The sequence below is a fragment of the Mucilaginibacter oryzae genome (assembly GCF_003148845.1).
GTDB lineage: Bacteria > Bacteroidota > Bacteroidia > Sphingobacteriales > Sphingobacteriaceae > Mucilaginibacter > Mucilaginibacter oryzae.
This window is the reverse complement of sequence record NZ_QGHA01000003.1, coordinates 104164-118013: the sequence shown is the minus strand read 5'-3', so window position 1 is coordinate 118013 and position 13850 is coordinate 104164. Positions and strand designations below refer to the sequence as shown.

At 43.7% G+C, this 13850-nt stretch carries 15 protein-coding genes; 11 read left to right on the top strand and 4 right to left on the bottom strand.

The features are described 5' to 3' along the window. Nucleotides 1–17: 17 nt before the first annotated feature. Nucleotides 18–1808, bottom strand: a complete 1791-nt coding sequence (gene sppA, locus LX99_RS09705) for a signal peptide peptidase SppA (RefSeq protein WP_109607711.1) — start codon at nucleotides 1806–1808, stop codon at nucleotides 18–20. A gap of 89 nt (nucleotides 1809–1897) precedes the next feature. Between sppA and folK the strand changes: the two genes are divergently transcribed. Continuing rightward, entirely contained in the window at nucleotides 1898–2386 is a 489-nt protein-coding gene (gene folK / locus LX99_RS09700) for a 2-amino-4-hydroxy-6-hydroxymethyldihydropteridine diphosphokinase (protein WP_109608058.1), read from the top strand. Nucleotides 2387–2401: 15 nt separating this feature from the next. Next, nucleotides 2402–2779 (top strand): Hpt domain-containing protein, encoded by a 378-nt coding sequence (locus tag LX99_RS09695; RefSeq protein WP_109607710.1) that lies wholly within the window; start codon nucleotides 2402–2404, stop codon nucleotides 2777–2779. 166 nt (nucleotides 2780–2945) lie between these two features. Here the strand turns inward: LX99_RS09695 and purS are convergent, their stop codons facing one another. From purS to rho, 3 genes are all read right to left on the bottom strand, one after another. Continuing rightward, nucleotides 2946–3203, bottom strand: coding sequence for a phosphoribosylformylglycinamidine synthase subunit PurS (gene purS / locus LX99_RS09690; protein WP_109607709.1), 258 nt, complete (start codon nucleotides 3201–3203; stop codon nucleotides 2946–2948). Continuing rightward, nucleotides 3184–3906: a CDP-diacylglycerol--serine O-phosphatidyltransferase gene (gene pssA, locus LX99_RS09685; RefSeq protein WP_109607708.1), complete on the bottom strand. Its 723-nt coding sequence runs from the start codon at nucleotides 3904–3906 to the stop codon at nucleotides 3184–3186. The genes purS and pssA overlap by 20 nt, the downstream gene beginning before the upstream one ends. A gap of 91 nt (nucleotides 3907–3997) precedes the next feature. Continuing rightward, complete coding sequence (gene rho / locus LX99_RS09680) at nucleotides 3998–5641, bottom strand: transcription termination factor Rho (protein ID WP_109607707.1); 1644 nt, start codon at nucleotides 5639–5641, stop codon at nucleotides 3998–4000. Between the two features lie 361 nt (nucleotides 5642–6002). Between rho and pyrF the strand changes: the two genes are divergently transcribed. From pyrF to LX99_RS09635, 9 genes are all read left to right on the top strand, one after another. Next, nucleotides 6003–6833, top strand: coding sequence for an orotidine-5'-phosphate decarboxylase (gene pyrF, locus LX99_RS09675; RefSeq protein ID WP_109607706.1), 831 nt, complete (start codon nucleotides 6003–6005; stop codon nucleotides 6831–6833). A 401-nt stretch (nucleotides 6834–7234) separates the two neighbouring features. Further along, a complete protein-coding gene (locus LX99_RS09670) occupies nucleotides 7235–7645 on the top strand; it encodes a cytochrome c maturation protein CcmE domain-containing protein (RefSeq protein ID WP_022831998.1) in 411 nt (136 codons plus the stop codon). 9 nt (nucleotides 7646–7654) lie between these two features. Next, nucleotides 7655–10117 carry a cytochrome c biogenesis protein CcsA gene (ccsA, locus tag LX99_RS09665; protein WP_109607705.1) on the top strand — a complete coding sequence of 821 codons (2463 nt, stop codon included), beginning with the start codon at nucleotides 7655–7657 and terminating at the stop codon, nucleotides 10115–10117. Then, the gene (locus tag LX99_RS09660; protein WP_109607704.1) at nucleotides 10118–10828 is read left to right on the top strand and encodes a phytanoyl-CoA dioxygenase family protein; all 711 of its coding nucleotides are present in this window, start codon (nucleotides 10118–10120) and stop codon (nucleotides 10826–10828) included. 78 nt (nucleotides 10829–10906) lie between these two features. Next, the gene (locus LX99_RS09655) at nucleotides 10907–11710 is read left to right on the top strand and encodes a Rossmann-like and DUF2520 domain-containing protein (RefSeq protein ID WP_342769421.1); all 804 of its coding nucleotides are present in this window, start codon (nucleotides 10907–10909) and stop codon (nucleotides 11708–11710) included. Between the two features lie 19 nt (nucleotides 11711–11729). Beyond that, nucleotides 11730–12062 (top strand): 2Fe-2S iron-sulfur cluster-binding protein, encoded by a 333-nt coding sequence (locus LX99_RS09650; protein WP_109607702.1) that lies wholly within the window; start codon nucleotides 11730–11732, stop codon nucleotides 12060–12062. A gap of 87 nt (nucleotides 12063–12149) precedes the next feature. Next, on the top strand, nucleotides 12150–12392 hold the full coding sequence (gene iscX / locus LX99_RS09645; RefSeq protein WP_090524422.1) for a Fe-S cluster assembly protein IscX: 243 nt from the start codon (nucleotides 12150–12152) through the stop codon (nucleotides 12390–12392). A 142-nt stretch (nucleotides 12393–12534) separates the two neighbouring features. Next, nucleotides 12535–13056 carry a KdsC family phosphatase gene (locus LX99_RS09640; RefSeq protein ID WP_109607701.1) on the top strand — a complete coding sequence of 174 codons (522 nt, stop codon included), beginning with the start codon at nucleotides 12535–12537 and terminating at the stop codon, nucleotides 13054–13056. Between the two features lie 53 nt (nucleotides 13057–13109). Beyond that, the gene (locus LX99_RS09635) at nucleotides 13110–13739 is read left to right on the top strand and encodes a Maf family protein (RefSeq protein WP_109607700.1); all 630 of its coding nucleotides are present in this window, start codon (nucleotides 13110–13112) and stop codon (nucleotides 13737–13739) included. Nucleotides 13740–13850 lie beyond the last annotated feature (111 nt).

Here is a 13850-nt window from a genome sequence, read left to right as displayed (position 1 = left end):
GAACCTTGAACCCACAGTTATTTAATCACCAGATCGTAAGGTAACCGGGCCTGGGGTGTACGCATCATTTGTGTTAAGCCCTTTATTTGCTCGTAAACGCGGTAGTTTTCGCCAAGCTCGCTTTTTACCATTCGGGTTTTTACTTCGGCGCTCAGGCCGTTACCCAGTTTGTTGAAAAAGCTTTTTTGCTCCGGGTAAGCCACTAACCTATAGTTTTTGATCTTAGCTTTTTTGGCGGCCGAGGCTATGGCATCATCTATGTTACCCAACCTGTCAACCAGACCGTTTTTCAATGCCTGTTCGCCTGTCCATACACGGCCCTGGCCAATACTGTTGATGTAAGCCTGCGTTTTTTTGCGGCCTTCGGCTACGGCTTTGGTAAAATCGTCATAGCCATGGTTTACGCTGTTTTGTAAAATGAGGCGTTCATTGGGGCTTAAGGGGCGGCTCACATCGCCTAAGTCGGCATACTTGCCGGTTTTTACGCCATCAAATGTTACGCCAAGCTTATCGTTAAACAGTTTCTGCATATTCGGCAGTACCGCGAAAATACCTATCGAGCCGGTAATAGTGTTGGGTTGCGCGATGATAGAATCGGCGGCACATGATATATAGTAACCGCCCGAAGCGGCATAATCGCCCATGGATACAATGATTGGTTTTGTTTCATGTATAAGTTTAACCTCACGCCAGATCACGTCGGAAGCCAGCGAACTGCCGCCGGGTGAGTTTACACGCAGCACTACCGCTTTCACCTTGTCATCTAACCGGGCTTTACGCAGCGCTTTTGATATCGTTTCAGAGCCGATGGTGTTATCCTGCCCCTCGCCGGTATTAATATCGCCCGAGGCGTAAACCAGCGCTATGCGGTTTTTGGATGCCGAATCGTCAGATTTATCATCGCCGTCGTCTGCTTTGTTTTTGGCATAATCGTTTAAATCAACGCTTTTTAAATCATCCTTTAAATCGGTGCCCGTACGTTTTTTTAAATCGTTAAGTATTTCGTCTTTATATTTTAAGCCGTCAACCAGTTTAAGTTTGTATGCGTCTTCCGGAAACTGGATGCGCATGTTATCAGCATAAGTAAACAACGAATCTTTATTAATACCGCGGCTTTTGCTGATGCCGGTTAAAAAATGATCATATAATGAGCCGAGGTAGGAGGTTACCTGCAGTTTATTGGCATCGCTCATTTTGGTAAGGAACAATGGTTCAACCGCGCTTTTAAATGTGCCAACTTTAATAATCTGCGCTTCAATGCCCAGTTTATCCAGCGCGCCTTTAAGGAAAGTGGTTTGCGAACTAAAGCCATGAAATTCAAAAACGCCTTTAGGGTTAATATAAACTTTATCGGCAACCGAGGCCAGGTAGTAAAATCCCTGGGTGTAAACTTCGGCATAGGCGATGATGAATTTGCCTGATTTTTTAAAGTCGATCAGGGCGTTGCGGATCTCTTCGGTGGTGGCCTGCCCGGCGGTCATGTAGCTTTCATCAAGGTAAATACCTTTGATATTGGCATCTGTTTTGGCTTTTTTAATATCTGCCAGGATATCATTCAGACCGATAGATTTATCTTCATCAAGTCCTAAAAAACCAAGTCCGGCCAGAGGGTTGTTAGGCGTACGTTCGGTGATCTGGTTTTTAAGCGACATGTAAAGAACCGAGTTAGGGCTAACTTCGGTTACTTTATCGCTGCCTGCCGAGGCTACAAGGCCTGCGATAATCCCTATTCCTATAACACCGATAATAATGGCAGATATAACTACCCCTACAATTGTAGCCAGAACGAATTTGAAGAATTGTTTCATTAACGTTATAAATCTTGTTATCTATGCGCAAACTTAATAATAAGGCACCGTATAATGCTAAGAGCGGGTTCCATTATATTTGTTACAACATGATAAATGTTTTTTTACTATTGGGTAGTAACCTCGGCAACCGCGAATTGTTTCTGCAGCAGGCGATTGAGCTGATTTCGGCAGAGGTTGCGGTGCCGGTAACAGTTTCGTCGGTATACGAAACGCAATCGTGGGGGAAAACGGATGAACCCGACTATCTGAACCAGGTGCTGATGCTGCAAACCACCCTTACCGCACAGCAGGTATTGAAAAAGGTATTGGCGATTGAATTAAAGATGGGCCGCAGGAGGGAAGTAAAATGGGGCGCCCGCACTATTGATATCGATATTTTGTTTTATGGCGATAAGGTTATCCATGAATCAAACCTGGTGGTACCGCACCCCGAGTTATATAAGCGGAGCTTTACGCTTATCCCCCTGGCCGAAATTGCCCCTCAACTGGTACATCCTGTATTCGGAAAAAATATTTTAGAGTTAAAGGCTCAACTTAAAGACAATTTAATCGTAAAAAAGTATACTTTTGAATAATACAAAGCTCTATATATGGCATATATTTCACCAGATCAGGATCTTGACTTATCCTTTTTATATGAGATTGCTGACGGCAGCGACGATTTTATTGTTGATTCGATAGGCATGTTCCTGGAGCAATCGCCCGAGTTATTGAAAAATATCGGTAATGCCATCGCCGCACAGGATTGGCCTGTAGCAGCCCAGGCTGCACATAAACTAAAACCCAACCTTGGCTTTTTTGGCATGCCCATAAGCCAGGCCATTATACAGGAAGTTGAACTGGCCTGCAAAGCCGGAGGCCAGAACCCTGCCGAAATCCAGGATAAATTTAACCAGGTAAACGCCCTGGTATCGGCCAATTTAAATACCCTGAAACAAATTAAGGAAGAGAAAGAAGCTAATTTGTAAGCTGAAAGCCCAAGGCTTAAAGCATAAAGCCAACGGCCAAAACCTTTTCTAATATAAATAGGAACATCATAAGAAAAAAGGCAACCTTAAGGGTCGCCTTTTTTCTTATATCGAATTTTTTATATTTTTTAATATGCTTTTCGCTTTAAGCCTTCGGCTTTCAGCTTTAAGCAACCTCAGAAACCTTAAAGGTATAGCTTTCCATAATCAGGTTAGCCAAAAGGCTTTTGCAGGCCTGGTCAACTTTGGCTTCGGCGGCTTCGGCGCTTTCGGCTTCAAGTTCGAGTGTAATGTGTTTACCTATGCGCACGTTCTGGATCTCGGCAAGGCCAAGGTTTTTCATGCTACCGGTTACCGCTTTACCTTGCGGGTCAAGTATTTCTTTTTTGGGCATTACGTCTATTTCAGCCTGGAATTTTGTCATTTGTGAGTTTTGTTTGAATTAAGGATAAGGTGATATAAATAAATATAACCACCGGAACGGCCACAAATTTAAAAAATAGTATCAGTATTGCCGAAAACATGAGCAGTAAATAACGGAAAATGTTCTTGTTAAAGTCGCGGTTTTTAAATTTAAGCGACATCAGCGGTATTTCAGACACCAGCAGCGAACACATCACCAATATCAAAACAGTAAGCAGGTAAGGGCTTAATATGTAATGCGCCAATACATCATACTGTTGCATGATTAAAGGTAATGATGCTATCAGTATAGCGTTAGCCGGTGTGGGCAAACCTATAAAACTGTCAGACTGCCTGGTATCATTATTAAACTTAGCCAAGCGTAACGCCGAAAATACTGGCAACAGAAAAGCGGCATACTTTAACAGGTGGCTTATACCATCTATTTGAGGGGCTTGTAAAAACAACTCATACATGATGGCCGATGGTAATACACCGAAGCTTACCATATCTGCAAGCGAATCGAGGTCTTTACCGATAAACGAGTAGGAATTTAAAACCCTTGAGGCAAGGCCGTCAAAAAAGTCGAATATCGAGCTTAAAAAAATGGCATATGCAGCCACAATAAGGTTACCCTGGAAAGCGAAAACTATACCGATGCAGCCGCTGAAAAGATTGGCACAGGTAATAGCATTTGGAAGGTGTTTTTTTACGCGTCTCTTCATTTCGCCATCGAAGTTATCAGGGTTTTATTAAGTAATAATGAAGTTACAAATAATATTCTGCATTACTTATAACTTCATTATCGCTAAAATATTACGAATTCATCGAAATCAAAAATTCTTCGTTGGTTTTTGTTCCGCGAATCTGGGCCTGTAAAAACTCCATCGATTCCTGAGAGTTCATATCGGCAAGGTGGTTGCGCAGAATCCAGATGCGTTGAAGTGTCTCACGGTCAAGCAGTAAGTCGTCGCGACGGGTGCTTGAAGCAGTGATATCGATAGCAGGGAAGATACGTTTGTTGGATAGTTTACGATCCAGTTGTAACTCCATGTTACCGGTACCTTTAAACTCCTCAAAAATAACTTCGTCCATTTTCGAGCCTGTTTCGGTAAGTGCCGTAGCGATGATGGTTAACGAGCCGCCATCTTCAATGTTGCGGGCCGCGCCAAAAAAGCGTTTGGGTTTGTGCAGCGCGTTGGCATCAACACCACCCGATAATATTTTACCTGATGCAGGGGCAACGGTATTATAGGCGCGGGCCAAACGGGTGATAGAATCCAGCAGGATCACCACATCATGACCGCATTCTACCATACGTTTAGCTTTTTCAAGTACAATATTGGCTATTTTTACGTGGCGCTCGGCCGGCTCGTCAAATGTTGATGAAACCACTTCGGCGCGTACGCTGCGGGCCATGTCTGTAACCTCTTCAGGGCGTTCATCAATCAGTAATATAATAAGGTATACTTCGGGGTGGTTTTTTGCTATTGCGTTAGCCACATCTTTCAGCAACATGGTTTTACCTGTTTTTGGCTGAGCCACGATCAAACCACGCTGGCCTTTGCCAATTGGCGAAAACAGGTCCATGATCCGGGTTGAGTAGTTGTTAGGATCGGTAAAGAGGCTTAGTTTTTCTGACGGGAAAAGCGGCGTTAAGTGATCAAACGGAACACGGTCGCGAACTTCGGCAGGAACACGGCCATTGATGGCTTCCACGCGTACCAGCGGAAAATATTTTTCGCCTTCTTTTGGCGGGCGGATACTGCCGCGCACGGTATCGCCTGTTTTTAAACCGAAAAGTTTGATCTGCGATTGCGATACATAAATATCATCGGGCGAGGTGAGGTAATTGTAATCAGATGAGCGGAGAAAGCCATAACCGTCGGGCATAATTTCCAGTACGCCTTCGTTAATGATAACGTTATCAAAATCGAGGTTAATTGCAGGTTCCTGCGCTTTTTGCTGGTGTTGATTGTTTGGATTAACACGTCGCTCAAATTTTTGTGTACGGGCTTCCGAAACCAATTCTTCCATTTTCGCCGCCGTTACTTCACCAGGTTGCGGTGTTTCAGTTTCGGCGGGGGCTGCTACCGGCGTTTCATTTTCGGCTTCATCCTGTGCAGGCTCATCTTCGTGCGTATCAAAGAGGTTTGTATCGTCTAAAGGTACTTCAACCCGTGGTTTTGATGATGATTGTTTGGGTTTTATAACACGGGTCCGTTTACGGGGTTTCTCTGCGGTTTCAGCAGTAACTTCGCCAGCCACGGGGGTGGGGGTATATGCTGCTTCAATTATATTTTGCTGAGCCCTGGCGGCTTCAATTAATTGTTGTTGTTCATTAATGCGGGCTATAAGCTGTGCCTTACGAAGCTCGTCTGCTTCGGTAATACCTAAATTTTTGGCAATTTCGCGCAACTCAGAAACGAGTTTGTCGTTCAATTCAATTTTATCAGACATGATATGAATTATAGTTCAAAAGGGATTTTTTATTGTATCTTTTTTCAAATGGTAATTTCCAAGCAAGTGTTAAAGCTCAGCGTACGCAAAAGCGCGCAAGGCAATAATTGAAAGAAATTGATCTTGAAACCTGTTTTTAGTAAACATCCAAACCCGTGCCAGTATTATATGAAAGTGATAATAAAAAGCGTGGTGATTTAAATTGTTTCTTTAGTGCAAGAAAAATTCATTGGAAAACGATGCAATTGTAAACAATTATTTCTTAAAATCAAATTATTAAAAATAAATATCTGTGCTGAGATAACGTGTAAGCTAAATTTTTAGTTTTTTTGACAATTAAAATATTTATTACCCTTATATGATGTCGCGCCAGGATTTAATTGAACAGATCAAAAAGAAGAAGTCGTTTTTATGTGTAGGGCTCGACCCGGATATCAATAAGATCCCCGAATTTTTAAAATCTTACCCCGACCCGATATTCGAGTTTAACAAACGGATTATTGACGCCACCAAAGATTTGTGCGTAGCGTATAAACCCAATGCCGCTTTTTACGAAGCGTATGGCATCAAAGGCCTGCAGGCCTTGATTGATACCTATAAATATCTGCCCAAAGACTGCCTGAGTATTATCGATGCCAAACGTGGTGATATTGGTAATACTTCGGATAAATACGCCCGCGCTTTTTTTGATGAGCAATCGGGCGGGATGAGTTTTGATGCTATTACTATTACGCCTTATATGGGTAATGATAGCGTTACGCCTTACCTGGCTTACGAAGGTAAATGGGTGATTATTCTGGCTTTAACCTCTTCGGTGGGGAGTATGGATTTTCAATACCTGCAAACGGGAGATAATTTTTTGTACGAAACCGTGATAAAAAAGGCCAATACCTGGGCCGGTGCCGACAGGATCATGTATGTAGTGGGCGCTACCAAAAGCACCGAGTTTACTAATATAAGGCAGTATGCGCCTGATAATTTCTTGCTGGTGCCGGGTGTAGGCGCGCAGGGCGGCAGCCTGGAAGATGTTTGCCGGTATGGCATTACTAAAGATTGCGGTTTACTGGTTAATTCGTCGCGTTCCATATTATATGCAGGCAGCGGAGAGGATTTTGCCGAAGCCGCAAGGGCCGAAGCATTGAGCTTACAGCAGCAAATGCAGGCAGAGTTGGAGAAGGCTAAAATTATTTAATGTGTTCAGCGGGAATTCTGAAGGCTTTAAGTACGTAGCCACATAAGCTTTGGGATGATTTGCATACGCGAAAACCTGCCTGTTCCCTTTTCGGTTCAGTGAACAGGTATTTAAAGTTGCCGTTAAACAAATTCATGAATTGTTTAACGGCAATTTTATTCAAAGCAGGTTGATTTTACCTTGTAAAGTCGTGGTGCCGATACTTTGCGGGTAACCTATTGCCTCCTAATTACCCATCATTATTTAATGAGACACTACCTATGCTGTCAATCTGAAGCGCAAATTCGGTACGTTTTAATTATTAAGAATGGTTCTAAATAATACATATATCTTGTAATAAACTTATTTAGCTGCATGTTTTGTATTTTTGCAAATCGATTTAAATTAATATAAACCGTAAAATGAAAAAGAGCGCTATTTTTGGTTTGGTTGTTATAGCAGTTGCTATAGCGGTTATTATAAGTGTTTATTCAAGTTCAAGTACCTATGCTACTTTTGCAGAGGCGCAGCAATCGGGTACCGAGTTGCACGTGATCGGGCACCTCAACAAAAAGAAGGAACTTGTTTACGATGCCACCAAGGATGCGAATTATTTTTCATTTTACATGAATGATAATAAAGGCGAAGAGCGTAAAGTTATCATCAACAGCACAAAACCTGAGGATTTTGAGCGTTCAGAGCAATTGGTGGTTACAGGCCAAATGGTTGGCAACGAATTTCACGCCAGCAAGATCCTGATGAAATGCCCATCTAAATATACCCAGGATAAATTAGACGTTACCGAAGTAAAGGCCAAACAAGCCAGCATTTAACCATTTTTGATGAATACAGTATTTAAGGGCGAGCACCTTCTACCGGGGCAGATCGGCCAGTTTTTTATCGTTCTTTCGTTTGGAGCAGCCCTGTTGTCGTTTTTAAGCTATTACTTTGCCACTACCGATGATGCCGGAAAGCTGGACAGCAGCTGGCAGCGTTTAGGTCGGATAGGCTTTATCGTTAACTCAATCGGCATTTTGGGGATGGGTATCTGCCTGTTTTATATCCTTTACAATCATTACTTTGAATATCATTACGCATGGTCGTACACTTCGCGTTCGTTGCCGGTTTACTATTTGGTATCGGGTTTTTGGAACGGGCAGGAGGGCGGCTTTTTGCTGTTTGCATTTTGGCAGGCCGTTTTAGGTAACCTGTTAATTGTTAAAGCAAAATCGTGGGAGCGTCCGGTGATGACGGTTGTGGCCTTATCGCAGGTGATCCTGGCTACCATGGTGTTGGGCATTGATATTTTGGGTACCCGCATAGGCAGCTCGCCGTTTTTGCTGTTGCGTAATTCGGGTATTGAAGCGCCAATTTTCTCGCAGCCAAACTACCTCGATTTTATAAAAGACGGGCAGGGCATGAACCCTTCACTGCAAAACTACTGGATGATCATTCACCCGCCTACATTGTTTTTGGGTTTTGCTTCGCTGGTTGTTCCCTTTGCTTACGCAGTGGCCGGCCTTTGGCAAAAACGCTATAAAGAATGGATACAGCCTGCTATTTCATATACCTTATTTGGCTCGATGATTTTGGGCACCGGGGTGATTATGGGTTCGTTTTGGGCTTATGAATCATTAAACTTCGGCGGCTTCTGGGCCTGGGACCCGGTAGAGAACGGTTCTATCTTTCCCTGGTTAACCATAGTTGCTGCATTGCACGTACTTATCGTATTTAAAAATAGCGGTCACTCGTATTTTACAGCTACATTTTTAGTGCTGATCAGCTTTGTGTTGGTTTGGTACACCTCGTTCCTTTCACGCAGCGGTATCCTTGGCGAAAGTTCGGTGCATGCCTTTACCGATCTGGGCATGTTCTGGCAGCTTGTAATCGGCATCCTGATATTCCTGGCCATCACCATTGGTGTTTTGGTATGGCGATGGAAGGAGCTCCCGATCACCAAAAAGGATGAAGAAACCTACTCGCGCGAATTCTGGATGTTTGTAGGCTCGGTGTTTTTGGGCCTGTCATGTTTCCACCTTATCGTTGTTACATCGGTACCGGTGTGGAATGCTATGTTCGGTACTAAAATAGCCCCGCCTGCCGATGCCGTTAAACATTACAATGTGATTCAATCGGCATTCGCTTTTGTGGTTACCATACTTACCGGCTTTACACAGTTTTTAAAATATAAGAAAACAGATATTACCCGTTTCTTCATCACTACGGGCGTTTACTTTGTTTTCGCCATGCTGATCACTGCTTTAATAGTGGTTGTTACGGGCGTTTACAAGCTAAACGTTGTGTTTATATTGGTGATGTGCGGCTCGGTTTATTCGGTAGTGGCTAATGCCAAAGTTTTGGTTGATGCCTTTAAAGGTAAATTTAAGCTGGCGGGTGCCGCTGTGGCGCACCTTGGCTTCGGTTTTCTGTTAATCGGCGCGGTGATAGCGGCTGGTACCAGCAAAGTGGTTTCGCAAAACGCAAGCGGCGAACTTGCTGTGCAGGGTTTTGACGAAAAAGCTGGCAACGTTAAGGAAAACATCATGATTTATAAGAATGTGCCGGTAAAAATGGGCGATTATACCATTACCTACCTCGGCGATTCGATTTCCACGCCCGAGCATTTTTATAAGGTTGATTACAAAAAACTGGATGCTAACGGAAAAGTGCTCGAAAACTTTGTACTGAAGCCAAAGGTACAGGCCAGTCGTGAAGCGGGTTTTGCTTCATCGCCGGATACCAAGCATTATCTAACCAGCGATTTGTATACCCACATTACTGCCGTGCCAAGCCAGGGCTTTAATATGCAGGGCGGCGAAGCGGCTCATGATGAAGGTAACGACGATAAAAACTACGATGAACCTGTTGCGCACGAGGTAGCCGTTGGCGATACTATCAGATATCGCGATGGTTTCATAATCCTGAAATCGATCAACAAACAGGCAAGTGTACAAAATATTAAGGTTGGGCCTAATGATGTTGCTATTGGCGCTAACCTCGAGGTGCATGCCAACAATACCGTTTACAATGCCGAGCCGGTATTTATGATTAAGGATGGTAACGTATTTGATTTTGCCCGCAAGGTTGAGGATGCAGGACTGAAACTCCGTTTCTCGAGGATTAACCCGGAGAGCAAAAAAATGGAGATTACTGTTTACCAACAGCCTCAAAATAAAAAGCCATGGATAGTGATGCGCGCCATCAGCTTCCCTTATATCAACTTCTTTTGGAGCGGGTCTGTAATTATGGTAATAGGTTTCCTTTTATCAATCAGGCGCCGTAATAAAGAACTTAAAACCGTTTAAGTGGACATTGCCCGGCATCAGCATAAAATCAAAACCGACGGTTTTACCGTTGTTAATGCTATTTATACTGATGCCGAGGTGAATACTATCATTGCTGCCATTGAACGTGCCGATAAAACCGGCCCCTTGTTCAGGCAAACCGATGATCTGTTTGCCATCCGGCAGTTTCTTAAGGCTATTCCTTGCATATCTGCCTTAATTTTTACAAATAGACTCCATGCCTGCCTTCAAATGCTGTTTGGTGAAGGCTATTTTGTAGTAAAGTCCATTTACTTTGATAAGCCGGCCTTATCTAACTGGTTTGTAGCATGGCACCAGGACCTGACAATTTCGGTTGATAAAAAAAACGACATTGCAGGATATGTCCCCTGGACATTGAAGCATAACCAGTTTGCCGTACAGCCCCCTTTAAACATTCTTGAAGATAATTTTACCATCCGGATCCATTTAGATGATACTGATGAAGGTAACGGCGCTTTGAAAGTTATCCCCGGTTCGCACCTTGATGGCGTTATTCGTCCTGAAAGTATCAATCATCAAGTTTTTACTTCTGTAACCAGCAATGTGCAGGCAGGGGGCATGATGGTAATGCGGCCTTTGCTGATGCATGCTTCCGGCCGCACTTCTGATAACAGAAAAAGGAGGGTAGTGCATATCGAATTTAGCAGAACTGAATTACCTGACGGACTTAGCTGGGCCGAGAGGTTTTAGTAATTGATTTTTTTGCAAAGTAAAAGTGTCTCTTTGCATCTGATATTTCGATCTTGTTTGTAAAGGATTTGTAGTTTATTGATTTCTAATCTTCGTATTATGCGCATAACAATAATAGGCTCGGGCAATGTGTCTACCCATATGGCAGCCGCGTTTAAAAATGCCGGGCACCGTATTGTACAGGTGTATAGCCGCGATCTGCAAAAGGCATGGTTATTAGCTTATCATGTTGGTGCCGAAGCCGTTGATCATTTGGACCATATTTTACCGGATACCGATTTATTTGTAATCGCGATAAAAGACGACGCGATAGCGCAAGTTGCCCGGGCGCTGGCCGTTCACAATAAATTGATGGTGCATACATCAGGAGCTACCGACCTTGATACCCTAATTGCGTTTACTGCCAATGCAGGCGTTTTTTATCCGCTGCAAACTTTCAGTAAAGTACGTGAGGTTAGTTTCAGGTCAGTTCCGCTTTGTTTGGAAGGCGGGAACGATGAGATATTGGCGCAATTAAAAGAATTGGCCTACACCATAAGCAATAATGTATATGCCGTTAGTTCTGCACAGCGCAGGGTATTACACCTGGCAGCCGTATTTGCCTGTAATTTCCCCAATTACTTATATAACACGGCACGGCAAGTACTTGCCCGTAACCAGATGGACTTTGAAATGTTGCGCCCCCTGATCCTGGAAACCGCGCTGAAAGTTCAGGAGCAGATGCCGGGAGAGGTACAAACCGGTCCGGCGGTTCGTAACGATACGGGTACCATGGCCGCGCACCTGCAAATGCTGAACGATACGCCTCTGTTACAAGATATTTATACTTTGTTAAGTCAGGGTATTATCAAAAACAATAATGAGATTAGCGCAAACGGGTAATTTTGTTACTTTTGCCTAAATGAACATTTATAAGATAAAGGTCAACTTTGAGGAAAAAGGGCACGAAAGTATTGAGTTGCCAATAGCCGAAGGAGAATCTGTATTGGACGTATGCCTCGAAAATGGCATCGAGCTTCAGCACAATTGCGGTGGTGTTTGCGGCTGCAGCACCTGCCATGTTTACGTAAATAAGGGGATGGACAACATTCAGGAAATATCAGATAAGGAAGAGGATTTTATTGATAGGGCAGTAAACCCGCGCATCAACTCACGCCTTGGCTGCCAGTGTGTTATCATCGATGGCGATATCGAAGTTACTTTACCTGATCAGTCGCAGTTTTTAGGCCACTAAATTGCAGCAATCCCTTTAAAACACTAAATAAAACGTATAACTTGCACCGTATTAACAAGATCGGGGTAATACGTAAAATCAATAGAAATGAGCGATAATAAATTTGCCTTACCAATTCATTGGAATGATTATGAAGATATTGCTATCGAACTTTATGAGAAGTTTGGTGACGATTTCGACGAGTCAAAGATATACCGTATCCGCTTTACCGAACTGCTGGAGTGGGTGCTGAGCCTGCCAAACTTCGCGGGTACCCGTGCCGAATCCAACGAGGGGCATCTCGAACAGATCCAATCGGCCTGGGTTTACGAATGGAGAGATAACCAATAGTTTCAATTGGTGGTTGGCCATTAGTGGAAGCGGCAATTGCAGTTAAGCACAGCAAACCCAGATCTGCAAACGGTAGAATCGGTGTAATCATAAAATAATCGGTGTAATCCCGAAAATAAGAAATCGGCGTAATCCCTAAAAAATGGAATCGTTCCTTAACAAATTAAAAGATATTACCACCCTCATTTTTGATGTAGACGGCGTATTAACCGATGGGTCGGTTTTTGTTACTGATACCGGCGAGCAAAGCCGCGCCTTTAATATTAAAGACGGTTATGCACTGCAGCTGGCTGTTAAATGCGGCTATAATGTTTGCGCGATATCGGGCAGCCGTTCAAAAAGCGCTATGTACCGTTTAAATAGTCTTGGTATCCAGGATGTTTATATGGGAACGCATACTAAATCGCAGAGATTTAAAATTTATCTTGAAGAAAAAAGTATCATAGCTGCCAACGTACTGTACATGGGCGATGATATTCCCGACCTTGAAGTAATGAAACTTGCCGGTTTGCCGGTTTGTCCTGCCGATGCTGTAGAAGAAATTAAGGCGGTAAGCGCCTATGTTTCGCCCTATGGCGGCGGAAAAGGCTGCGCCCGCGATATCATCGAAAAAGTGCTCAAGGTACAGGATAAATGGATGAGCGAGCAGGCCTATAGCTGGTAATAACCCCACCCAACCCTCCCCGGAGGAGAGGGCTTAATAATCTTTTTATATTTATGAATTCATCCTTTCCTAACGAATATCAAAAAGTCTCCCCAGCCGGGGGAGATTTAGAGGGGGGTATTCCACCTGTAATTCTCGCTTCAAAATCGCCAAGGCGGCAGGAACTGCTACGGCTGATGGATATCGATTTTCGTGTTGTGCTGAAGGATGTTGATGAATCGTACCCGGAGGGCTTAACCCCGCCTGAAGTGGCCTTATATATAGCCCGAAAAAAAGCCGAAGCTTATACCGAATCAGTAACCGATGAAGTGGTGCTCACCGCCGACACCATTGTTTGTATAGATGGATTAATATTGGGTAAGCCGGAAACACCGGGCGGGGCTGTTGAAATGCTGCAAAGATTATCGGGCAGGGTACATGAAGTAATTACCGGCGTTTGCCTGCTTTACAAAGGTACTTACAATATGTTTTTTGATCGGTCGGAAGTGTTTTTCCGCAAACTTACAGACACCGAGATCAAAAGCTATGTTGATAAATACCAGCCGCTTGATAAGGCGGGATCCTACGGTATCCAGGAGCGTATCGGTTTAATCGGTATCGAGCGGATCAACGGTTCCTATACCAATGTGGTTGGTTTGCCTACCGAGAAGGTTTACGCGCAGTTGCTTAGCTTAAGCAGGTAATCATTTTAAACGGTACCGTACTTCAATAATCGTCCCGCTGGAAAGCAAAAGCGATCGCCGGTCTGCTTTTTCCTGTTTTCCGCCTCTGCTATCTGTTTTTTCGTAATCAAT